The 20,759-nt window shown below is 67.9% G+C and carries 15 protein-coding genes and 2 pseudogenes; 4 read left to right on the top strand and 13 right to left on the bottom strand.

The window, feature by feature from the left end; translation table 11 throughout:
- Window positions 1–324 (bottom strand): hypothetical protein, encoded by a 324-nt coding sequence (locus tag AB0I77_RS02885; protein ID WP_363280476.1) that lies wholly within the window; start codon window positions 322–324, stop codon window positions 1–3.
- Between the two features lie 129 nt (window positions 325–453).
- Window positions 454–8,934, bottom strand: a complete 8,481-nt coding sequence (locus AB0I77_RS02880) for a DNRLRE domain-containing protein (RefSeq protein ID WP_363280475.1) — start codon at window positions 8,932–8,934, stop codon at window positions 454–456.
- Window positions 8,935–9,642: 708 nt separating this feature from the next.
- Between AB0I77_RS02880 and AB0I77_RS02875 the strand changes: the two genes are divergently transcribed.
- Window positions 9,643–10,131, top strand: a complete 489-nt coding sequence (locus tag AB0I77_RS02875; RefSeq protein WP_363280474.1) for a hypothetical protein — start codon at window positions 9,643–9,645, stop codon at window positions 10,129–10,131.
- A gap of 105 nt (window positions 10,132–10,236) precedes the next feature.
- Here the strand turns inward: AB0I77_RS02875 and AB0I77_RS02870 are convergent, their stop codons facing one another.
- The 6 genes and pseudogenes from AB0I77_RS02870 to AB0I77_RS02845 form a co-directional block, all read right to left on the bottom strand.
- Window positions 10,237–11,829, bottom strand: a complete 1,593-nt coding sequence (locus AB0I77_RS02870; RefSeq protein ID WP_363280473.1) for a hypothetical protein — start codon at window positions 11,827–11,829, stop codon at window positions 10,237–10,239.
- 54 nt (window positions 11,830–11,883) lie between these two features.
- Window positions 11,884–12,549, bottom strand: coding sequence for a hypothetical protein (locus AB0I77_RS02865; protein ID WP_363280472.1), 666 nt, complete (start codon window positions 12,547–12,549; stop codon window positions 11,884–11,886).
- Window positions 12,550–12,679: 130 nt separating this feature from the next.
- A complete protein-coding gene (locus AB0I77_RS02860; RefSeq protein ID WP_363280471.1) occupies window positions 12,680–13,132 on the bottom strand; it encodes an NUDIX domain-containing protein in 453 nt (150 codons plus the stop codon).
- A gap of 328 nt (window positions 13,133–13,460) precedes the next feature.
- A complete protein-coding gene (locus AB0I77_RS02855) occupies window positions 13,461–14,261 on the bottom strand; it encodes an aminoglycoside phosphotransferase (RefSeq protein WP_363280470.1) in 801 nt (266 codons plus the stop codon).
- Between the two features lie 81 nt (window positions 14,262–14,342).
- Window positions 14,343–14,483 (bottom strand): hypothetical protein, encoded by a 141-nt coding sequence (locus AB0I77_RS02850; RefSeq protein WP_363280469.1) that lies wholly within the window; start codon window positions 14,481–14,483, stop codon window positions 14,343–14,345.
- Between the two features lie 4 nt (window positions 14,484–14,487).
- Window positions 14,488–14,699 (bottom strand): annotated as a pseudogene (locus tag AB0I77_RS02845) (radical SAM protein); the annotation flags it as partial.
- Between the two features lie 98 nt (window positions 14,700–14,797).
- Here AB0I77_RS02845 and AB0I77_RS02840 point away from each other — a divergent pair.
- The 3 genes and pseudogenes from AB0I77_RS02840 to AB0I77_RS02830 all read left to right on the top strand — a co-directional run bounded on the left by AB0I77_RS02840 (window position 14,798) and on the right by AB0I77_RS02830 (window position 16,575).
- On the top strand, window positions 14,798–15,331 hold the full coding sequence (locus AB0I77_RS02840; protein ID WP_363280468.1) for a hypothetical protein: 534 nt from the start codon (window positions 14,798–14,800) through the stop codon (window positions 15,329–15,331).
- Window positions 15,303–16,156, top strand: a pseudogene (locus tag AB0I77_RS02835) (IS5 family transposase). The gene AB0I77_RS02840 and the pseudogene AB0I77_RS02835 overlap by 29 nt, the downstream one beginning before the upstream one ends.
- Window positions 16,153–16,575 (top strand): hypothetical protein, encoded by a 423-nt coding sequence (locus AB0I77_RS02830; RefSeq protein WP_363280467.1) that lies wholly within the window; start codon window positions 16,153–16,155, stop codon window positions 16,573–16,575. The pseudogene AB0I77_RS02835 and the gene AB0I77_RS02830 overlap by 4 nt, the downstream one beginning before the upstream one ends.
- A 126-nt stretch (window positions 16,576–16,701) precedes the next feature.
- On the opposite strand, the gene AB0I77_RS02825 is transcribed toward AB0I77_RS02830, so the two are convergent.
- The 5 genes from AB0I77_RS02825 to AB0I77_RS02805 form a co-directional block, all read right to left on the bottom strand.
- The gene (locus AB0I77_RS02825; protein WP_363280466.1) at window positions 16,702–17,127 is read right to left on the bottom strand and encodes a lasso peptide biosynthesis B2 protein; all 426 of its coding nucleotides are present in this window, start codon (window positions 17,125–17,127) and stop codon (window positions 16,702–16,704) included.
- Window positions 17,124–17,333: a lasso peptide biosynthesis PqqD family chaperone gene (locus AB0I77_RS02820; protein ID WP_363280569.1), complete on the bottom strand. Its 210-nt coding sequence runs from the start codon at window positions 17,331–17,333 to the stop codon at window positions 17,124–17,126. Before AB0I77_RS02820 ends, AB0I77_RS02825 begins: the two co-directional genes overlap by 4 nt.
- A 28-nt stretch (window positions 17,334–17,361) precedes the next feature.
- A complete protein-coding gene (locus tag AB0I77_RS02815; RefSeq protein WP_363280465.1) occupies window positions 17,362–19,221 on the bottom strand; it encodes an asparagine synthase-related protein in 1,860 nt (619 codons plus the stop codon).
- Between the two features lie 97 nt (window positions 19,222–19,318).
- On the bottom strand, window positions 19,319–19,456 hold the full coding sequence (locus AB0I77_RS02810) for a lasso RiPP family leader peptide-containing protein (protein ID WP_363280464.1): 138 nt from the start codon (window positions 19,454–19,456) through the stop codon (window positions 19,319–19,321).
- Between the two features lie 694 nt (window positions 19,457–20,150).
- Window positions 20,151–20,753 (bottom strand): class I SAM-dependent methyltransferase, encoded by a 603-nt coding sequence (locus AB0I77_RS02805; protein WP_363280463.1) that lies wholly within the window; start codon window positions 20,751–20,753, stop codon window positions 20,151–20,153.
- Window positions 20,754–20,759 lie beyond the last annotated feature (6 nt).

The following is a 20,759-nucleotide window of genomic DNA, read 5'->3' as shown; positions in this document are numbered from 1 at the left end:
CTACGAACCGTCTCGGCTGGAAGCCCTGTAGACCGCGTAGATGGTTGAGCCGACGAGGACGAAGAGGCCCAAGCCTGCTATGGGCAGCAAGGTCTTGAGCACACTCTTGTCCACCCCCAGGGTCAGCAGCAGCTGAGCTGCCAGGAGCCCGGCACCCCCGACGAGGAACATGATTCCCAGCCTGCGTGCCAGGTAGCGTTCGCTCACCATCAGGCGCATGCCGCCCGCGCGAAAATTGAGCCGGATGAGCTTCTCGCCGATCCTCTTGGGATTGAAGGTGAATACCAGACCAAAGATGGAAAACCAGGCTCCGATGAGAAACATTCGGTTCGGGCTCCTTTCCTGCATCCGGGCCTTCGGAGCCCTTATCGCATTCTTGCATTTCTCTTGCCGCGGTCGACAAGAGGACGAACACGGCGGCGGGAAGCCTGTCAGGCTTCCCGCCGCCCTGGACTAGCCCGTGATGCCCGTGCAGGTGTAGGAACCCGACGCGGCGAGGCCCGGTGTGGTGATGCCGAACCCGATGGTCCCCACAGGCACACCGTCGCTGTTCGTGCCCGCACTAATAATCGGCGCGCCCACCTTGCACGACGACGAGGTGCTGTTCACGGAGAGCCCGACGTCGCCGTAGACCCCCACGGGGGCACCTCCGGAGACTCCGACGTCCACGCCGGAGCCCCGCAGTTGGTTCCAGTCGTCGGCATTGCTGTACATCAGACCCAACGAGCCCGAGTACCCGAAGCCGACTTCACCTCCCTTGGACCCGATCCAGGCCATGTCGTACCCGTTGCGGGTCTTCATGACAGCGAGACAACCGGAGGCGGTGCCGCCCAGCCCGAGAGCCGCGTCGGCCCCCGTGCAGATCGCCGAGGTGTTGGAAAACCCCAGGTAGCCGCCGATGGGGTTCTCCGACTGGGTGCCGTAGTACAGGATGCCCCCGACGAAGTTCTCCCAGGCCGGAATCGACTTCGACTCGGAACTTGAGCTGTCCTCGAATCCGGTCTTGCCGTCCGGGGTGGTCTGGGCATACGTGGTGCTGAGGTGGTAGTCGTCGCCGGGCGACGTGGGCTTGGTGTCCTCCTCGGGGTCGGGGTAGTACCCGCACTCGGGCCCCGGCTGGCTGCACAGCATGTGACCGTCCAGTTCGAACCGGTTCACCGGGTTGCCGCCCGCGAAGGCGTAGCGGTTGCCTGTGTAGGGGTCGGTGCCGAGGTTCATGTCGGCGAGGGCGCTGTTGTACATGTCCCTCGTCGTGAACCGGTTCAGTTTCGGGTCGTAGTCCCGGAAGCCCATGTCGTAGGTGCCGGAGGAGGCATCCCACCGCTTGGCGTTGAAGCGATAGGGGTTATAGGGCTCCTGGGTCGGATCGGTGACGTCCGCATGGTCGGCACCGCTGAACTCCGTGCCGTCGTCGGATCCGTAGGCGGTGTATCCGTACGTCGTCTTGGTGTCTCCCGTCGACGTGGTGATGTCTTCGACGTCACCACGCGTGTTGTACCCGTACACGCCGAGTTCCTCGGTGCCCCCGGACAGCTTGGTCTGGGAGAGCAACTGGCCCCACGGCGAGTACTGGTAGGACGCGGTGACCGAACCACCGACCTCCTCACTCAACACCTTGTCCGTCAGGCCGAGGTAGTTGTAGTCGGTGGTCTTGCCGGCCACGGTTTTGCCGGCCGTGCGGTCAAGCGGGTCGAAGGTGTAGCTCGTCACCGACTGGGTGCCGTCGGACTGGAGCGTGGAGTGCTCGACGACGTGGTCGAAGCCGTCGTAGGTGTTGCTGTTCACGACCTTTCCACCACCGGTGATCGACTCCAACCGGCCGAACGGGTCGTAGTTGTAGGAGGCAGCCGCACCGCTGACTGTCGCCGCCAGGAGCCGGTTGCGGTCGTAGGAGAAGGTCGTCGGCACTCCCTTGACCTGCTGGCTGATGATGTTGGCGTTGTCGTCGTAGACGTAGGACTCCGCCGATGTGCTCGCACCGGACTTGGACACCTCGGTGATCCGGTCGGCCGGGTCGTAGGTGTAGTCGGCCGTGAGGTTGATGTACGCCGACGGGGTGTCCGCGTTCATCTTCGTGCTGACATCCCGCGACTTGTTGCCGTTGGGGTCATAAGTGACGGTGTGCTGGGAGACGAGCGTGCCGTTCGCCTTCTTCTCGGTCTGGGTGTTCACCAGACCGTCCAGGTAGTAGGTGTAGTCGACAGCGTTGCCGTTGGCCTTCGTCTCCTGGAGCTTCTGGCCGCGGTCGGTGTACGTGTACGACGTGACCTTCGGGTCGGTGTCCGTCGACGAGGTGCCCACCGAGACCGTTTTCACCAGTTCACGTAGGTCGTACGTGTACGTGGAGTACTGGTCGGGGTGGTCGACCGTCGCGACCTGTCCATCCACGTCGTAGGTATACGACGTGGCGTCCTTCACCACGCCGCCGGCGGACTCGGTCACTTTCTGGACCTGGTTGAGGCCCGTGTAGTCGATGCCGTAGTTGTCGATCGTCGCGCCGGACGAGGTGTCGCCGATCGACTTCAGGTTGCCGTTCACGTCGTAGGTATAGGCGAACGTCTTCTGCTCGTTGTCGGTGTCGGCCGAGTTGTCACGGACCAGCTTCACACCGTCGGCGACGACGGTGGCGCCGCTGTTCTGGAACAGCTGCAGCTTGGCCGCGTTGCCCTGCTTGAAGCTGTACGAGCCCAAGGACACCCAGGTGCCGGCGCCGGCGGTCTGGTCGATTGTCTTGTCGGTCGTGCCTCCGTCATGGGTCACGGTGTACTTCGCCGTCGTGGCCGCGCCCGACACCGCCGGGAACTTCACGAACGCCTCGTACGTGCCGTCCGTCGGGATGTTCAGCGTCCAGGTGAAGGCGTCCGTGCCCGTGCCCGCCGTGTGGGTGGCGTAGTTGTAGCCTTGCTCGCCGCTGGTGTCACCTGTCGGCCACGTTCCCGTGGAGGAAGTGTTCTGGGTGTCGGAGTTGTCGACCAGAACCACGTCCTTGCCGATCGGAACCCCGTCGTCGGAACGCGTCTTCAGCTTGCCGTCGGGGTAGTAGGACCAGTTCATCGTGCGGTTGGAGGAACCGCCCGCCGACGTCAGGGTCCTGGCCGTCTGCTGGCCCAGGTCGCTGTAGTCGTAGGTGGTGGCGATGTCCCACGGGTCCGTGGAGGACTTCACCCAGCCGTTGTCGAAGTAGCTGTAGTTGGTGGTGTTGCGGGCCGTCTCGCCCTCGGATGGCGGCAGCGACGTCGAGGCCACGCGGCCCGCCGCGTCATAGCTGGTCTGGGTGTAGACGTTCGGGTCGTTGTAGCGGGCGTCCGCCGGGTCGTAGGGCTGGTACTGCTTGACCGGGCGGTTCAGCGCGTCGTAGTCCGTGCGCTGGGTGAACGCGTCCGTCGAACCGGCCGAGACCGAGCGGGGTGTGAGTAGCTTGGTGACGTTGCCGACCTGGTCGTACTCGTACTTCGTCGTGCGATACGTGATCGGTGACGCGCCCGCGTGCGGGACCTGGACCTCGATCTGCTTGCCGCGTTCGTCGTAGGTGATGAGCGTGGTGTTGTTCTCCGCGTCCGTCGTGGAGACGACCAGACCGTCCTTGTCGTAGGACTTCTTCGTCGTCTTGCCGGCCGCGTCCGTGACCTGCGTGACCCGGTGGTCCAGGTCGTAGGCCGTCTTGGACGTGTAGTCGGTCGTGTCCGTCGTCGCGTTCTTGATCGGGTCGATGACCGTGACGACGTTGCCGACGTTGTCGTACGCATAGCTGATCGTGTCGTTCGCGGAGTTCACGACCGACGTGAGCTCGTTGATCGCGTCGTAGTTGTTCGTCGTGACGTAGTCCGTGCTGTCGGACGTCGTCAGCGTGCCCTTGGGCTGCGTCGTCGTCTTGAGATTGCCGACCCTGTCGTACGTGTAGGCCGTCACCCGGTCGTCCGACGTGGAGGTGTCCTTGGGCGCGGTGGCCGAGGTGATCTCGTCAGCCGGGTCGTACACCGCCGTGGACACCGCACCGTTCGGCGCCGTCGACGTGGTCACGTTGTCGTTCGCGTCGTACACCGGCGCCGGAGTCGTGATGTACACGCCCGACGCTTGGTCCTTGGGCACCGTGTTGACCAGCGGACGCCCGTACGTGTCGTACGTCTGCGTGGTTGTCTTCTGGTTGGCGTCGGTCACGGAGGTGACCTGGCCGCGCTCGTCGTACACGTACGACGTGGACTTGTTCAGCGCGTCCTTGATCGTCGCCGGGTAGCCGGTCGGGCCGAAGCCGCTGTAGGTGGTCGGGCTGCCGTTGGCGTCGGTGCCCGTGGTCAGCTCACCGTAGGAGTCGTAGGCGTACGTCGTGGTGTAGTCACCCGCCGTCGCGGTGGCGACACCCTTGGGGTCGGTGACCGACGTCAGATTGCCGAAGTTGTCGTACCCGAACTGCCAGGCGCGGCCCTGAGGGGACGTCTTCGTGTACAGGTCGGCCGCGTAGCCGTCGACGCGCGTCTGGTACGTGTACGCCGAGCCGTTGGCCGGATAGCTGGACGGGTTGCAGTAGTCGGTCGGGTTGAACGACGTCCACGACTTCGTGGTCTCCTCGTCCCACTGGCGCAGCGGATAGCCCGTCTTGGGGTCGTAGCAGTACGCGGTCTTCGCGCCGTTGGCCTCCTCCAGGTACGTGACGTTGTTGTCCGCGTCCCACGACATCTTCGTGGTCTGGGACTTGGCGTCGGTCGTCTGGACCGGGCGGCCGAAGTCGTCCGTCACATAACTCGTTCCGTGCGATTCGGCGTCCGTGACCGTCGTGTCGGTGAACGCCGGAGTGGTGCCGTCCACCGCGTACGCGAAGTTCGTGGTGCCGTTCACACGGTCGGTGATGGTCTTCGTCCACCAGTGGTACGTCGGGTCGTCACCGGCCTGCGGGGCGTAGTACGCCAGCTGGGTGTCGTGGCCGCGTGGGTCGGTGGCCGTGACCAGCTTGACGTTCTTGTTGCCCTGCGTGGCGTCGTAGGTGAACTTGAACACCTTCGGCTGGGACGAGCCGTCACCGTCGGTGAACTGTCCGAGCAGGCCCTGGGTGGTGTAGTAGAAGGAGATCTTGCGGCCCGAGATGTCTGTGATGGACTTGACGTGGTCGTAGATCTTGGAGTTGGTCAGGTTCGAGCCTGTGACCTTGGCGCCCGTGCCGTCGATGTAGTCGTACGACGCGTCGCCCTTCTTGTAGTAGTCGACCGTCAGGGACTGACGGCCCGCCGGGTCGGTGATGTACGTGAGGAACTTGACCGGCTTGTTGTTGGACCTGCGCTCCTCGTACGTGTACGTCTGCGTGTTGCCGTTCTTGTCGACCGCCGACGTCAGGTAGCCGTCGCAGCCGAACAGGAAGCGGGTGCCGTCCGGGCGCAGCAGGCTCCAGGCGTCCGGGACCGGATCCTTGTCCGGGGTGCAGTCCAGGCCCGCCTTCATCGTCAGCTGGTAGTGGACGCCCGCCGGGGCCTTCCAACTGCCGTCCGCCTGCTGGGTGAAGACGTGCGTCGTGCCGTCGCCGTCCGGGAGACGGATCTCGGTCGGGTTGGGGTTGGGGTGGAAGTCCAGCGGCGCCCCCAGCCGGATCGGCCCGGCCAGCTGTGCCGACCAGCCCGCGCCGGAGACCGTGTCGGAGGTGTCGAGGGAGTTGTAGGAGAAGCGGGCGAAGGTGGTCAGTCCGCGGCCCGGGTTCGTGAACGCGTTGTAGGACCACACGGTGTTGCCGGAGGCCAGGTTGTTCATCACCGTGGAGCCGGCGCCGGTGTTCTTGCCGGTGTAGGAGTAGAACTTCTCCAGGCCGAGCGTGTCGGAGGTCGGGTCCTCGACGGCGATGTTCTGCGCCAGGCCCGCCACACCGCCGGTGGCCGAGTTCCAGGTGCTGTTGCTCTTGTTGTACGCGTCCCAGGTCAGCGAGTACTGGGTGCGGGAGTTGGTCGGGTTGCCGGAGTCGGCGTTGGTGGGCGCCTTGACCTGGGCGTGCACCAGCACCGTCTCGCCCGGGGAGATGTCCTGCGGGAGTGCGGTCTGGATCTGGTTGCCGCCGTTGGTGACATCCGTACCGTCTGGCAGGGTCCACCGGTAGGACAGCGCCTCACCGGCCGCGGTCCAGGTGGCGTTGGTGGTGTTGGTCAGATTGACGTCGACGTTGTAGGTGGTGCCCGGCGTCATCCGGGACGGCGTGTCCGCCGCGTAGTAGGTGGAGTCCGTCGTGGCGTCCACGTAGGTGACATCCAACTGCGGCCGCAGCTGCGGCTCGGACGTCTCCGAGGACAGGAAGGTGGAACGCTCCTGGGGACCGGAGGTCGTCTCGTTCGCCAGCTTGATCAGAACACCGTGGTTGGAGGACGGAGTGTTGATCCAGCCCTGGGTCAGCGAGGTGGCGTCCCACCAGTGCCGCACCGGGTCGTTGCTCACCCCGGCGACGGTGTCGGACACGGTCGAGGAGTAGTCACCGCCCGCCGTCGTCCACGCCGTGGTCGAGGTGGCGTTGTTCCAGGTGGCGGCGGCCTCGTCGAAGTCCTTCGTCAGCCCGTGCAGTTCGTACGTCGCCGAGCCGCCACCGGAATTGGTGGTGATCGTCGACATCGCCTGCACCTGGGCGTCCAGCACCCGGGCCGTCGACGGCAGCGAGCTGGTCGGGAACTTCAGCACCCCACGGGTCGTGCCGTAGGTGGCGGAGTTGTCGCCCACCTCCAGCCACTTCTGGTTCACGCCGTCGGAGGAGATGGTGTCGTGCGCGGTGGTCGCCTGGGCCGAGGACAGGGTGGTGTCGGTCTGCCCCGACTGGATGATCTGCGTGGTCTGGCCGGCCTTGGGCAGGTCGGTCAGTTGCACCGGGCCGCCGATGATCTGCCCGCCCTTGGTCTTGACCGCGACCTCGTAATACACCGCGTGGAAGGCGTCGGGCGAGTCCGCGGGGGTGGGCACCGCGGTGGTATCGGTGAAGCTCGTCGTGCCGGCCGCGACCGGGGACACCAGGGTCGCCGAGGAGGGGGTGAAGCCCTGGAAGACGGAGCGGTGGACCTGGTATTCGGCCAGGTCGTTCGCCGGGTCTCCGGTCGTGTTCGTGTACGCCGGCCAGGACAGCTCCGCACCAGTGGCATGGATGACCGTCGGCGGGTTCACCGCCACACCCGGGGTGCCGTAGACGACTGTCAGCTTCGGATACGTCGCGGTCTCACCGCCGTACCCGAACTCCGACGCCTCATACAGCGGGCCGCCCTGGCCCAGCGTCGACTCGTCGGCCGCCTGCAGCACCAACCCGTTGTTCGCCGCCGTACCGTTGACCCACTTCTGCACGGTGTCGGTCACCGCGAAGTTGTGCCACTGGTCGTACGACCCGGCCGGCTTGGTGATCGTCGTGCCCGGCTCCACCAGCCGCACCGCATCCGCGATCACCGACGTGGTCGCGGACGCCGGACCGTCCCCCAGCACGACCTTGCCCGCCGTACCCGCCGCGAACGGCAACGGATTGCCGTTGTTCAAGGACCGCCACACCCCACCGGTACCAGCCGACTGGTCGACTGTGCCGTTGTAGGTCCCACCGTTGTACGTCACCGTGTACGGCGCGTTCGTCGCCCGGTCCGAGGCCGGGATCGAGTGCACATCCACCCGGTACGAGCCCGCCTTCGACACCGTCGGCTGCCAGGTGTACGTATCACCCGCCACCGTGTCCTTGTTGTACGCGTAATCCCCGTTCACCGCGTACTGCGTATAGGCGGTGTTCGCCGAGTACGGCCACGAACCCTTCGCCGCCGTCCCCGCGTCACCGTCATCCAACTGCACCGTGGTGCCGGACAACTCCCCCGACAAAGCACTGGTGTTGTTCCATGTCGCGGTCGTCGCATCCCACGAGCCAGTGGCCCGGTGCGCCTCGATGACGACGTCGTTGTTGTTCGCGGTGTGAACCTGGTTGTAGTACACGCCCAACTGCGCCGACGTGATCGGCGTATTCGCCGGAATCCCCGTCAACGGGAACTTCAGCAAGGAACGCAGCTTCCCGGTCGCGGTGGTGCCCACACCCAGCTGCCAGGTGCCGTCGAGGTTCGTCGTCGCCTGAGTGGAGTCGACCATCACGTCCTGAGACGCCGACGGTGTCGGGGCCAGCATGATCGTCGGGTCCACCGCCACCGGAAAACGCCGACCCGGCGCGGACAGCCACCGCGCATCCGGCGTGAGCGTGACCCGCCACGACGAACCCGAGCGCGTGAGCTTCTGCGCCACCCGGCCGTGGGAGAGGTCAACCACCGCTGAACCGGCGCTCTTCGGAGCCTGGAACATCACGGCTGCGGGGATCACCGCAACCGGACGGCCCGTCTCACTGCCGCCGTACAGCGCGATCGACCCGTCCTTGCCCTGCCGCGGCGTCAACCCGTCCGTATCCAGCCTGAAGGAGAACGACACCGGATGCGCCGGCGCCTGCTTGAGGACGATGTCCTCCTTCACCGCACCGCGACCCACCCGATACGTGAAGTCCGCACCCGAGGCCAGGTCCCGGTAGGTGACCGTGTCGTCCTTCGCCACCGGCTTGACACCCTTGACGGCACCGGCCAGCCCCAGGGTCACCGTGTGCTTCGCATCCGCCTCGAACCGCAGCAGATCGCTGCTGCGCGAGCCGAAGTAGGTACGCGCCAGGTTCGAGGTGTTGGCGAAGACATAACCCGAACGGCTGGTGCCGACCGCCTTGGTGTCGATCGCCTTCCAGCCACCAGGGGCCTTGTACGACAGCGGCACCGCCGACAACTCGGCCTGCGTCGTCCCGTCCGACATCTTCCAGTACCGCGCCGACGGGGTACGTCTGGAGGTGAGCTCCCGTACCCGATGCGCCTTCGGCGCCCTCTTGCCCGGCGGCAGTTTCTGCCGGTCGGCTATCGCGTCCTTCGGCCCGACCGGCGGCTTGGGGGAGGAATGCCCGCCGCCGAACCAGCCCTTGACCGTGTCCATGATTCCGGGACCGCCATGGCCCGACGACGGCGCGGATGCGAACGCCGGGGTTTGTATGACAGCACCCAGCAACGCTCCCGCCGCCATAGTTGCGGCAATCCTTCTTCGTCTCGCCACGAAGACTCCTCGTCACGCATGCTCGAAAAAACAGGCACGAGCGATCGCGTCTGGGCGCGTGAGTTCATGAGTTTCGGGGCGCGAATATCCAAGGGCATGACTGACGCCCCCCGCAGCACCGTAAATCACGCACGTAGACGTGACCGCACTAAACCGGCGATGGCGGTTCCAAAGCCGGTAATGCGACCAGTGCGGGGGGACACCGAATCAGCGGCCGGACTGTGACACGACGATTGTGAGCAGGTCCAGCAAGAGCACAGTTCCAGAAAAATCGGGACGAATCTGCCATCTTGCCAGCCGATTCATCAGGTTCGTCCGATTCGCCGGTCATAATTTGGCCATAATTCGGTCATAGGAAAAACACAACCTTGGAGCCAGCTTTGTCTTCATGGGCGGCACTTTGCTGAATACAGGCATCCATTTACCGATGCTTCAACGATCCTTCAGTTCGTGCATCTTGACCAGCAGGCCCGAACAGGGCCCCCGGACCGGCACTTGCACGCTTCCGTCGCATTGGCTCTAATCGACGGGAACACTGCGACGAAATTCGAAGCCGGGCGTTCACGCCCATATGCGGAACGGAAGTCGGCGATGGAAACCCAGACTGCAGCAGACACCGAGACAGACACCGAGACCCCCGAAAGCGATGAAATCGCCGCGGGGCCCGCCGCACGGCGCCGCGTCCGCGCGCTCGTATTCGGCGTCGGCGCGCTCGTGTCGGCCGCCCTCGCCACCGCAGGCGTCCTGTTCGCCGTCCACAGCGGGAACGGCGACAAGAGCGCGGCCGCCAAGCAGCACGGCTCCACCGTTCCCGTGGCCTACCAGGTCACCGGCCACGGCACCAGCCAGATCGGCTACGCCGGGCCGGACGGAAGGCTGCACACCGTCAGCGTCCACCTTCCCTGGCGGGGCGGGGCCGACCTGACCGCCGGCGGCGCCCCGGCGGTCGTCTCCATCATCCTGGGCAAGGACGGCGGCAACGCGACCTGCTCGGTCAGCCTGCACGGCAAGGTGGTCCAGCAGGCCACGGCGTACGGGTCGTACGGGCGCGCCAACTGCAGGGCAACGCTTGGAGGATGACGCTCGCCGAGGCCGCGGCGCAGCTCGGCTGCCACCACCCGGCTGCTGCCGGGGGCCGCACCAGCACGCGAGTCATGCGCCACCCCACAGGTCAGCGAGAACGCGTCAGTGAGAACGTCTGCGGCGTCGGACGGCGATGACGGCGCCGCCGCCCAGCAGAGCGGCGCAGCCTGCCGCGGTGGCGAGGAGTGTCGTCCGGCCCGCGCCGGTGGCGTCCTGGGTGTCGCCGGACGGTACCGCCGCGGTCGGTGTGGCCGACGTGCCAAAGGCGAAGGCGAAGGTGACGCTGTCGTTTGAGGCGTCCGGGTCGTGGAGGGGGATGCCGGCCGGGCCGGGACGCACGGTCGCCGTGCCCTTGGCACCGTCGTAGGCCTTGGACGTCTTCCCCCACAGTTCGAACCGCTGGCTCTGGCCGGCGGCGACACCGAGCGGCACGGTGCACAGGTAGTGCCGGTGGCCCGCCTCGAAAGGTGCCGTGCTGGTGCCGCCCTCCCGCAGCAGGCAAGGGCCGTAAGGGCCGTCCTCCTCCTCCGAGTGAGCGGTGCCGGTCGCGAGCGCACCCTTGGGCAGGACGACATCGACCACGGCGACAGACTTGTCGTCGATCCCGTACGCGGAGGCCGGGCCGTGGTTCAGGGCGTTGATGTCCAGGGTCCATTCGCCTGCCTTGCGGCCCGGCTTCGTGGTGGCCTCGGCCGCGAGATCCGCGGAGTTGTCGGCCGCGACGGTGAATCGGCCCTCGGCACCCTTCTCGAATCCGCTTCCCGCTCCCGCCGCCCGCACCAGGGTGAGCGCCGGCCCGGTGCCCTGGTGGCTGCCGCCGCCGGGCTGTACGCCAGGTTTCAGCAGCTCGGCCGAGTAGTCGGTCACAGCGGTCAGGACGTGCTTGCCGACGGTGGCGGTCAGGGGGCTGCTCAGCTCCACGGTGGCCCCCGCGGGCACGGAGTCCGGGCCGGCCGGGAAGACGCAGGTGACGGATGTCCGGCTGCCGGGCTCGCCGGGCTCATCACCTTCGCCGTAGGCGCAGTTGGAGAACTCGCGGTCGAAGACCAGACCGCCCGCCGATTCCCAGCGCAGCATGACGCGCCGGTCAGTGGCCAGATCCCCGGTGTTGCGGAGCCGGAGCGGAACATCGACCCGGGACCCGACCTTTGCGTGCGTCACATCCGGCAGCCTGCCGACGATCAGATTCGGGATGCCGACGACCACCTTCGCGTTCACCGTGGTTCCGGTGGCATGGTCGGCGGTGACGGTATATGCGAGCGTGCCGGTGGCGCCGGGGGCGGCGCCGGCGTCCGCACGCAGGGTGAACTCGACCGAACGGCTCTGCGCGGAATCCGTGTTGCCGCAGGTGATGACCTGCCCGCCGCCCTTGCACCTGGGGTCGTCGACCGCGACGCTCGCGACGCCCTCCAGGTCACGCGCGTCGATGACGAGCGTGTCGTGTGTGGGTACGGGGACCTGCGCTCCGCCGTCCCAGAACATCCAGCTCACATCGGCCGACTGCGCAGCCGACGCCACGTTCAGCTGTTTTTCCGCCTCGATCGTCGCGTATGCCCGCGTCGGCAGGGGGGACGGTGTCGCGGACGGATCGGCGGCCACAGCGGCAGCGGCTGCGGCTGCGGCTGCTGCACTGGGCGTCAGGGCGAGCGCCACGGTAGCCAGCACCGCCCCGAACACCGTGCACTTGGACCTCATGCACCTTTTGATGTGCGAGAGGCCACGAAGGTTGCCTTGCTCAGATATTGGGGTTCAGGCGGGTCCGCCAATGGGAGACGACGTAGTTGTGATCGTCCGGGCCGTAATCGGCGTTCGGGTCCCAGTTGCTGACGGTGATGTTGAAGTTGTCGAAGGTGGAGCAGATCTCGCCCCACTTGCGCCGGTCGACGATCGTGGTCGGCTCGTTCCCCCACGCCCACTGGCCATGGGCGAAGCCCCACCCGTGATACGCGAATTTCGGCCCCCAGCCGGAATTCGCCGCGTCCGGCTTACGTGGGCGACCCCCTTGTTGTCCAGGACGGCGCCGTCGATCTCGACCTTCCCGGCGAGCGGGTCGGAGTGCGAACGCAGTCCGATGGGCGCGCGCCAGTCCGCGTCCTTTCCCAACCGCGGCGTGCCCTCGTTGTAGCTGTCGCCTCCGATCAGCAGCAGCGAGCCGTCGGACAGGCCGACCGGAATGCACAGGTCCGTGTACGGCACCGACCAGGCCTGGGTGTGCTCCGGCCCGGTGAACTGACCGTCACCGACCCGGCGCGCATTGGCCGGGGCGAGTCGCCCGATCCCTGCCTGGGCCGTCTTGGACCCGACGGTGGCCGCCAGCCCCGCACCGGCCGCCACGGCCGCGCCACCCTTGAGCACGGCGCGACGGCTGACCAGCCCCAGCTCCGACAGCTTGCGCGTCTCTCCGACCTCCGGCATCGGCACACTCCTTCCCTCTCCTCAACTCGGACCATTTCCATGACCCTTGGCCGTCCGTCCACCGTGGCACAACTCGCACGGAATCCGTCAAAGGGGGCACTGGGAGCGTTGCGGGAACGTCTTCGTTTCTTCACCTCGGTGCCGGCCAGCCGTGCTCAACGAGAGGGCCGGCCTCGCTCAGGTAGCCGAGCAAGCCGGCTTCCGGGTACTCGATGATGTCGTCGGGCAAATCGTGGACGGTGAACCATTCGAGTGCGAGGCACTTCTCCGGCTCTGTGTTGACGGGCCGGCCCTCCCACCTCGTGGCCTCGAAGAAGAAGCCGATCCGCTCGACGTCCTCCCCCTGCCGGTGGTGCACGACCTGGACCAGGCGAAGGTGATCGGGATCGACGACGATGCTCGTCTCTTCGCGAAGTTCGCGGGCCGCGCCGACGGTCAAGGGCTCACCCTCGTCGAGCTTGCCGGATGGCATGTGCCATCGGCCGCGGCCGTAGGGGCCGCCCCTCTGTGAGAGGAGGATCTTGTCTCCGTCGCGGACGAAGACGTGTGTGTCGATGACGGGCTGTGCCGGTTGTCCGCTCATGTTTCCTGGAGGGTCGGGCTGGGCTGAGGTCACCGACGGTAGTGGCAGTGGTGGGATCTCGTTGGCGATTCGGTTCGCTACCTACGATTGGCTGGCCTGGCTTGCCGCCCCGCCGACGGCGGAGGTCACCCCGAAGCTCAGGCAGACACGGCCGGGTGAACCGGGCGGCCTGCTCGCGTGCCCGCTTGCCCAGCCGCGGATCCTTTCGGACGGCACAGGCCGTGGGCTCCGACGGTCAACGCTCTCCCAGGCCCGCCCGGACGGCGCGCAGCAACGGGGGGACAGGCGGCTGATGCCGCCGCACCGGGGCACTGCGGCCCGGTCCTCGTCAGCCCCGGTGCTCCACCCAGGCCTGTGTCGCGGCGTGCAGCTTGTGCGTCCACTCGTCGGGCCGGTCAGCGCGCGCGATCGACTCCCACAGCCGTTGTTGGGCACAGGCAAATGCGTCGATGTGCCGCACCGGTGTGATGTCCCAGGCGGGATGCAGCGCGGCCAGGCTCTCGGCGTCAGCGGCACTGTGGCCGGAGGCGATGAGCCAGATCACCCATAGGGCGGGGTCGATCCAGGCTGCTCCACTGGAGGCCCACGCCCAGTCGACGAGCCGGGCCTGTCCGTCCACGATGAGGACGTTGTCGGGTTTCCAGTCGGTGTGCAGCAGGGTGCTGCCCTCGAAGAACCGCACGTCTGCCGGGTCCGTGACGTGGGCGATCATGCGCTGAGGCATCGTCTTCAGTTCGACGCCGGAGGGCGGCGTGGCAGAGGTGAGGTACCGCATGGCCTGAAGGACGAGTTCCAGGTCAGGAGAGCCAGGAGAGTAGTCGGCGTGCCGCCCTCCGAGGTCTTCGAACCCCAGCAGGTCCCACCCTCCTTTCCTGATCTCCCAGCGCAGCGCGGGGGCGAGCCCCTGTGTGAAGGCGTTGATGTCGGCCTCGCGCTGCTGTGTCCACACCCGTGGGTGGTCCTGGCGCAACCCCTTGACGAAGACCGTGCCGTTGTCGAGGTGCAGGCGAGCGGCGATCTCGCTGTTGTAGCCGGCCGACACCATTTCGACGTCGTGCACCGGCCCGGCGATCGTCGCGATCATCTTCAGTGCATCGGCGGGCAGTTCGGTGAGGCGGTGCGTAGCCACGGATGTGCTCCAGGAGAAGAAGATCGTCGTGCGATACCGCGAGGTGGGGACTCGCGTGGGGCCCCACCCCGCGGTTGCGGATCAGTTGTACGGGTTGTCGTCGTTGCAGCCCGGCAGGGCGTCGGCCGTCAGGGCGTCGACGTCCTCAACGAGTACGACGGCCTCCGGGTCTTCCTTGATGGCGGTCCGGCTGGGCCCGATCTCGACCAGTACGGCTGTCATGAGGTCACCTGCTTTCGTGTTGGCAGTAACTTCCAGTGGTGCCTTCGCCTCCTGGAAGACCTTGGCCATCGGCATGAGGGACTCAGCGATATCGCCGAGTCGGGCCAGCCCTTCCACGCCTTCCGCGATCAGGTCGATGTTCGGGTCCCGGCCAACCTTGCAGATGGAGGCCCGCCCAAACGGGTCGGCGTGCCCAAATCGGCTACCCGCAAGGCACTTGAGGACGTCACCGGTCTGCCCGCCACCGCTCTAGGGTTCGTGCCACGGGGCAGGACTCCGTCCACCCCAGCCCACCGCAGCAGGAGGACCCCGGCATGAAGCGCCGTACCCTCGTCGGCGGCATTGCGGCAGCTGCCGCCGCAGCAGCCGCCGCCCCCGGCACCGCATCGCCGCGCCGTATCGGCATGAGCGACGTCGACCGTCTGCAGACGCGCTTCGCTGAGATCATCGCCAGCGACCACCGCCACGGCGGACAACTCGGCATCGAACAGCGAGCCGCCGCGCTCGCCGACGAGGCGCTGAATCTCCAGAACGCGGGCAGCGCCACCCAGCGCGTGCGCAGCAGCCTCTACGCCTCCGCAGCGGCGTTCCGCTCCTCGGCGATGTGGGCCGCCATCGACGGCCGCCGCTACGACGTCGCCAAGGCGCACATGCGTGAGGCCCAGGCCCTCGCGGAGATGTCCGGCGATCAGGCGATCAAGTTCCGCATCTGGAGCCACGCGGGAGCCATGTACCGGCACATGGGCCGCCCCGCCGAGAGGGTGGGTTGTCCGGTTCCGGGGCTTCACGGTCGGCCGGTGGTGCGGTCTGCTGGGGAGCGTGAGCGGGCGTCAGCCGTACCCGGGTGATCTGCCGGATGAGGCATGGGAGCTGATCCGGCCGGTCATCACGGCCTGGAAGGCGAGGCATCCCTCGGTCAGCGGGCATGCGGGCCAGTACGCGATGCGGGAGATCGTCAACGCGATCCTCTACCAGGCCCGTACCGGCTGCCAGTGGCGCTACCTCCCGCACGACCTGCCGCCCAAGAGCGCGGTGTATTACTACTTCGGCAGGTGGCGCGACGACGGCACCGCCGAGACAATCCACGACCTGATGCGCTGCCTGGGTCGCGAAATGCGCAAGCGGCACGAGGATCCGACCGCCGTCGTCCTGGACTCGCAGACGGTACGGGCCTCGGTGAACGCGCCGAAGGACACGACCGGGCTGGACCCTGGCAAGCGGAGCCCGGGCCGCAAGCGGGGCATCGCCACCGACGTCCTCGGCTTGATCGTCGCCGTGGTCGTGGTCGCCGCGAGCGTGCACGACAACGCGATCGGCATCGCTCTGCTGAACAAGGTCGCCGCCACGGCACCCACGGTGACCAAGAGCTGGGTGGACGCCGGGTTCAAGCAGGCCGTGGTCGAGCACGGCGCCCGCCTCGGCATCGACGTGGAGATCGTCCAACGTGATCCCGGGGCAAGAGGATTCACACCGGAACGGCAGAGATGGGTGGTGGAGCAGACGTTCGGCACCCTCCTGCTGCACCGCAGACTCGCGCGGACTACGAGACCCGGCTGGCCAGCTCGGTGGCGGTGATCCACTGGTCCATGACCGACGTCATGCTCCGCCGCCTCACCCGCACCGCCACCCCGACCTGGCGCGATGCATCCCAGGCAAGCGGGAGCGGACGGTGAGAGAGCTCCTGGACAAGATCGAGACCCGGCAGCGGCTGGTCCGCGAGACCGCCGAACGGCTGCGCGAGCAGATCGCCCAACTCACCGGGCAACTTGCCGCTGCCGAGCGCAGCTTGGAACGGCTGGAGACCACCCGCGAGACCGTGCTGGAACTGGCCACGAAGGACGGCGCCCCATCACCCGAGCCGCTGCCGCCGGGCTACCACGAGATCCTGGCCCTCTTCGAGCAGAACAGCGACGGGCTGCGCGCCCGGGAGGTCTGCCGCACCCTCGGCACCGGCACCGAACCGCGGCACACAGAAAGCATGCGCGCCAAGCTGAAACGCCTGGCCAACCGCGGCATCCTCACCGAATCCGAACCCGGCCTGTTCACCCTCACCCTGTCGGCACTGACCACCCCAGAGACCGACTCAAACTGAGATCAGACGAAGGCCCGCAGAACACGCACTCAGACCCCGACCACGCCCGACAAGGCCGGTGACCAGGAGCATTGGGAAGGCGGCTCAGGGGCCGCGCAGCCTCCAGCGCCGTGACTCAACGACATGTCAGCCTCTGGTCTGCGGCTGCGCCGGTACGGCGATCATCGCCCGGTAGGTGGCGGTGTCGTTCGGTTCGCCGACGGGCCTGCCCTCGGCTTCCACCCAGGCGTGCGCTCCGAACGGTGAGGTGCGTACCCCGCTGCACCACTGGGGCCAGTGCCCGCGCATCCGGCACAGCAGGGCGGTGGCCAGGGAGCGTTGGAGGCAGTAGCGGCCCGCGCACAGGGTGCTGACGGCCGTGACTTCCTGGCGGGCACGCAGGGCTTCGTCGTAGCGGGCGGGCCGGGCCCCGCGCCGGGCGACGCCGAGTGCGGCACGGATCCGGCGTGGGGGCAGGCGGGCGAGGAGCCTGGCGATGGCAACGGCGGTGTGGGCGGCAAGGCGGGATCCGGGGGCCGGCCGGACACCACTGGTGTCCAGGATCTGGCTCACGAGTCAGTCACCAGCCTTTCCTTCACAAGGTGCGCGACCAGCGCGGTGACGTCGGCGGTGACGCGTTCGTGGGTGACCGGGCGGGTGGCGGCGAGCCGTTCGGCGGCCTGTTCGGGTGTGACGCCGTCCAGCAGGGCCTGGACGACGAGGGCGCCGGTGTGGTTCAACTGCCAGTAGCGTCCGGCGCGTTCGTCGAGCAGGACCATGCCGTCGTCCGTGGCGCAGGCGGTGACATCAGCACGTAGTCGGTGCACCGTTCATCTCCCTCGTGCCGTCCGGGGTGTACTGGTGTTCCAGGCCGCGCAGCCACGCCTCCACTCCCAGCGTGGTCTCGAATTCCGCGGTCCCGCCGATCAGTAGTTGGGGCGAGAGCAGGGCGCGGCGCAGTGCGTCCTCGTCGGCCAGTCCGGTGGCCACCAGGCGGGAGTCCTCGGCCCAGGCGGCGAGCACGTGTCGGTTGCGGCGCAGGCCGTCCTGCCATTCGTATCCGAAGTGGTCCTTGGTGGTGCGGCGCAGGATGGTCTCTGGCACCAGGCCGTGCATGGCGGCGGCGAGGAGCGGCTTGTAGGACCAGGGGCCGGCGGCCTCGTGCGGGCGGGCGGCGAGCGCGGCCGCGATCACGGCGTCGTCGCAGAACGGGCTGTGAAACGGCAGCCTGTCGAGCTGCCCGCAGTGGGCCAGGCTGCCGGCGAGTCGGCCCCCACGCTGCGCTGCGGCGAGCCAGGCGTGCCGCCCGCGTTCACGGTGCAGGGGCTCGTTGGCGTCCCGGGCCGCGCCGAGCAGCCGCTCACCGCACAGCTGTACGGTCTGCTCGCTCGCCCAGGGCGGAAGATAGGGGCGCAGTCCCCAGCGCAGGTCGTCTCCCTGCACAGGCGTGTGCAGCAGTCCGGCGGCCTCGGTGAGCCAGGCGGCGTACGAGCCCCGGTCGAGCAGCGCCCTGGTGATCGCCCCGAGGGACTGGCGGCGTCGCGCGCGCCACCCGGCCGCGTGGCGCAGGCCGGCCGCGGGTGAGCGCCGCAGCAGACCGTGCACATACGAGGGTTGCGACTGGATGACCTGGTCCCCGCCGAAGCCGGACAACCGCAGCCGGGCCCCGCGCGCACGCATCTGCTCGGCCAGGTACCGCTGCTCCACCCGCGTACGCACGATCGCGGACGGCTCGTCGCCCAGATCCACGCGTTCGTCCAGCCCGCTGAACTGGGCGGGCAGATCTGCCGACTCGAACACCAGATGCTCGATGTGGGGCAGGTGCCCGGCGGCCCGGGTGGCGTAGAGGCGGTCTTCGTTGGTGGGTGCGCCCGCGTCCATCGTGACGGTGACCAGCCGGGCGCCCGCCTGTGCGGCCAGGAAGCACAGCGAGGTCGAGTCCATGCCGCCGGACAGGTCGGCGCCCACCACCTCGTCCGGTCGGACCCGCAACGCGACCGCCTGCTCAAGTGCCTTCCGCAGCCCGGCCGCGGCCTCATCCAGGGGCAGTTCGGCCGTCGCCGGCCGCCACCAGCGCCGGGTGCGCACCTCGCCGCCGGGCGCCAGCTCCATGGCGGTGCCGGGCAGTACGGCGTGCACGCCACGCCACAGCGCATCCCAGGCGAGCGGGTGCGGAACGGTGTCACCGGTGAGCCGCAGCGCCAGCTGCGCGGTGTCCAGCTCCGCGGCGGTCAGCCGGGCGAGGACGCGGGCCTGGTCGGCGCAGACCGTGGCGCCGCCGGCCTCGGCCCAGTACGCCCGCCGTTGCCCGGAGAAGCTGCCCCGCACGTACGTGTGTCCGGCGACGGACGCGAGGACATGGAAGCAGCCGTGGGCATCAAGCAGCACCGGCTCGATGTGCGCGGTGTCGTTGATCTGCCGGGCCCGCGCGGCCAGTTCGGCGGGCTTGAGGGAACACGTCCCGGCGACCGCCAGGCGTACGTCACCGACGGCGCAGGCAGTCAGCTCGTCGTCCGGCCAGCAGCCGACCAGCCACGGACGGCCGGACGCATGCGGCACGATGCGGAGCGCGGCCGGACCGGCGAGGTTCCGCAGACGATCGAGGAGAACGGGTGAGAGATCCCGGTCGGGAAGGACAACGAACCAGCGGGCCGGCGTGGCGCCCATCGACGATCTCCAGGGTGGGGACGAGTGACAGCGTGGCGGCGTGGCACCGGGTGCCGGCCCAGGCCCTTGCGGCCAGGACCGGCACCCGTCGGGCTCATCAGAGCCACAAGCCGACCGGGAAGTCAGGCCAGTCCCCGAATTCGCCCTGGGTCAGCTCGGCGTACTGCCCGGCCTCGGCCAGCATCGGCGGCTCGTACACATCCGTGGTCTCGAAGCCCTGCAGCGTCTCCTGCACGGTGATCACCTCCGTTTACGTGGAGGCGGACTTCCGCCTCCTGCAAGCCAGTTAGGCACGCGGCGCCACCAACCGACCAGCCCCACCAGGGCGAATCCACCTGTGTGAGGGATAAAGATCCTCACTCGGCGCGCGCCGGGGTGCGCACCACCCGCGCACAAGTCACAAGCTCATCCACCCAAGACCACGCCCCGATGACCAGCCCGTCACGCCAGCGCACCCGGAAGCATCACGGTCAGGCGATGCCGACCGGACCGACACCGGGGGCGGCAAGGCCCTCGCGGTCGTCCACGACAACAGCCCCATCCCCGCCCTGCGGCGGCTGTATATGACGGCCACACCCCGACTGTGGCAGCTGGACGACGGCCAGGAGCCCGGCGGGCCCGGCGAGCTGGTTGCCTCGATGGAGAACGATACGGACGGGCCATTCGGGGCGCTGCTACAACGCTCACGCTGTGATGACCGGCCGGATCAGCTCCCATGCCTCATCCGGCAGATCACTCGGGTACGGCTGACGCCCGCTCACGCTTCCCGGCAGACCGCACCACCGGCCGACCGTGAAGCCCCGGAACCGGACAACCCACCCTCAAGCCAACGAGAACCGCTGAACGCTCGCAGAACACCCACTCAGAGCCCGCATACTCCTCCAGCCGTGCCAAGGCCGACCCGTCGAGACAGCACGCTCGGCGCCGCGCTACCGGACGCGTACCGCGACGATCGTCGCCAAGGTTGGTGACAGGCGGATCTCCGTCGCGCGCAGCAGCGGATGCTCCAGCCAGTGGCGTCGCGCGGCGTCATGTTCCGCGGCACCCGGGGCGCCGGCGGGAATGAAGTCATCAAGCACGACGGTCCCCCCAACCGCCAGCCATCCCGCGGCGGGATCCAGGGTCGAGTCGACCGACGGGTCTTTGCCCTTGCCTCCGCCGTCCAGGACGAGCAGGTCGAACGGGCCGTACTCGACAAGTCCCCGCCAGTCGCCTTGCTCTACGCGGACATGTGGGTGGTCCGCGAAGAGCTCGGCGGACGCCGAGGCTCGTCCATGGTCGAGCTCGATACTCACGAAGGACGTGCTCGGGTCGGTCGCTTCGACCATCCACGCCAGTCCGACGCCGCAGCCCGTTCCGGTTTCACCGATCCGTCCACCGCGCCAGCCGCGAGCCAGGACCGAGAGCAGCTGCCCCTGCTCCGGGGCACACGATTGATCGAAGCCGAGGCTCGCCGCAAGCCCCACCGCCGAATCCACCAGCGGTGCAAGCCCGCCGACATCCGAATACGCCGAGTTTCCGCCTATCGCCATGCGCAC

The organism is Streptomyces sp. NPDC050619, assembly GCF_040654815.1.
In the GTDB taxonomy this organism is placed as follows: domain Bacteria; phylum Actinomycetota; class Actinomycetes; order Streptomycetales; family Streptomycetaceae; genus Streptomyces.
The sequence above is the reverse complement of the archived record's forward strand: the minus strand, read 5'-3'. Positions and strand labels throughout refer to the sequence as shown.

What these genes read in the sequence shown, in the direction of transcription:
- AB0I77_RS02885 (WP_363280476.1), bottom strand. Translation starts at nt 324, where the DNA reads ATGTTTCTCATCGGAGCCTGGTTTTCCATCTTTGGTCTGGTATTCACC.
- AB0I77_RS02875 (WP_363280474.1), top strand. Translation starts at nt 9,643, where the DNA reads ATGGAAACCCAGACTGCAGCAGACACCGAGACAGACACCGAGACCCCC.
- AB0I77_RS02840 (WP_363280468.1), top strand. Translation starts at nt 14,798, where the DNA reads ATGAAGCGCCGTACCCTCGTCGGCGGCATTGCGGCAGCTGCCGCCGCA.
- AB0I77_RS02820 (WP_363280569.1), bottom strand. Translation starts at nt 17,333, where the DNA reads ATGGTCCTGCTCGACGAACGCGCCGGACGCTACTGGCAGTTGAACCAC.
- AB0I77_RS02870 (WP_363280473.1), bottom strand. Translation starts at nt 11,829, where the DNA reads ATGAGGTCCAAGTGCACGGTGTTCGGGGCGGTGCTGGCTACCGTGGCG.
- AB0I77_RS02860 (WP_363280471.1), bottom strand. Translation starts at nt 13,132, where the DNA reads ATGAGCGGACAACCGGCACAGCCCGTCATCGACACACACGTCTTCGTC.
- AB0I77_RS02850 (WP_363280469.1), bottom strand. Translation starts at nt 14,483, where the DNA reads ATGACAGCCGTACTGGTCGAGATCGGGCCCAGCCGGACCGCCATCAAG.
- AB0I77_RS02815 (WP_363280465.1), bottom strand. Translation starts at nt 19,221, where the DNA reads ATGGGCGCCACGCCGGCCCGCTGGTTCGTTGTCCTTCCCGACCGGGAT.
- AB0I77_RS02865 (WP_363280472.1), bottom strand. Translation starts at nt 12,549, where the DNA reads ATGCCGGAGGTCGGAGAGACGCGCAAGCTGTCGGAGCTGGGGCTGGTC.
- AB0I77_RS02880 (WP_363280475.1), bottom strand. Translation starts at nt 8,934, where the DNA reads ATGGACACGGTCAAGGGCTGGTTCGGCGGCGGGCATTCCTCCCCCAAG.
- AB0I77_RS02805 (WP_363280463.1), bottom strand. Translation starts at nt 20,753, where the DNA reads ATGGCGATAGGCGGAAACTCGGCGTATTCGGATGTCGGCGGGCTTGCA.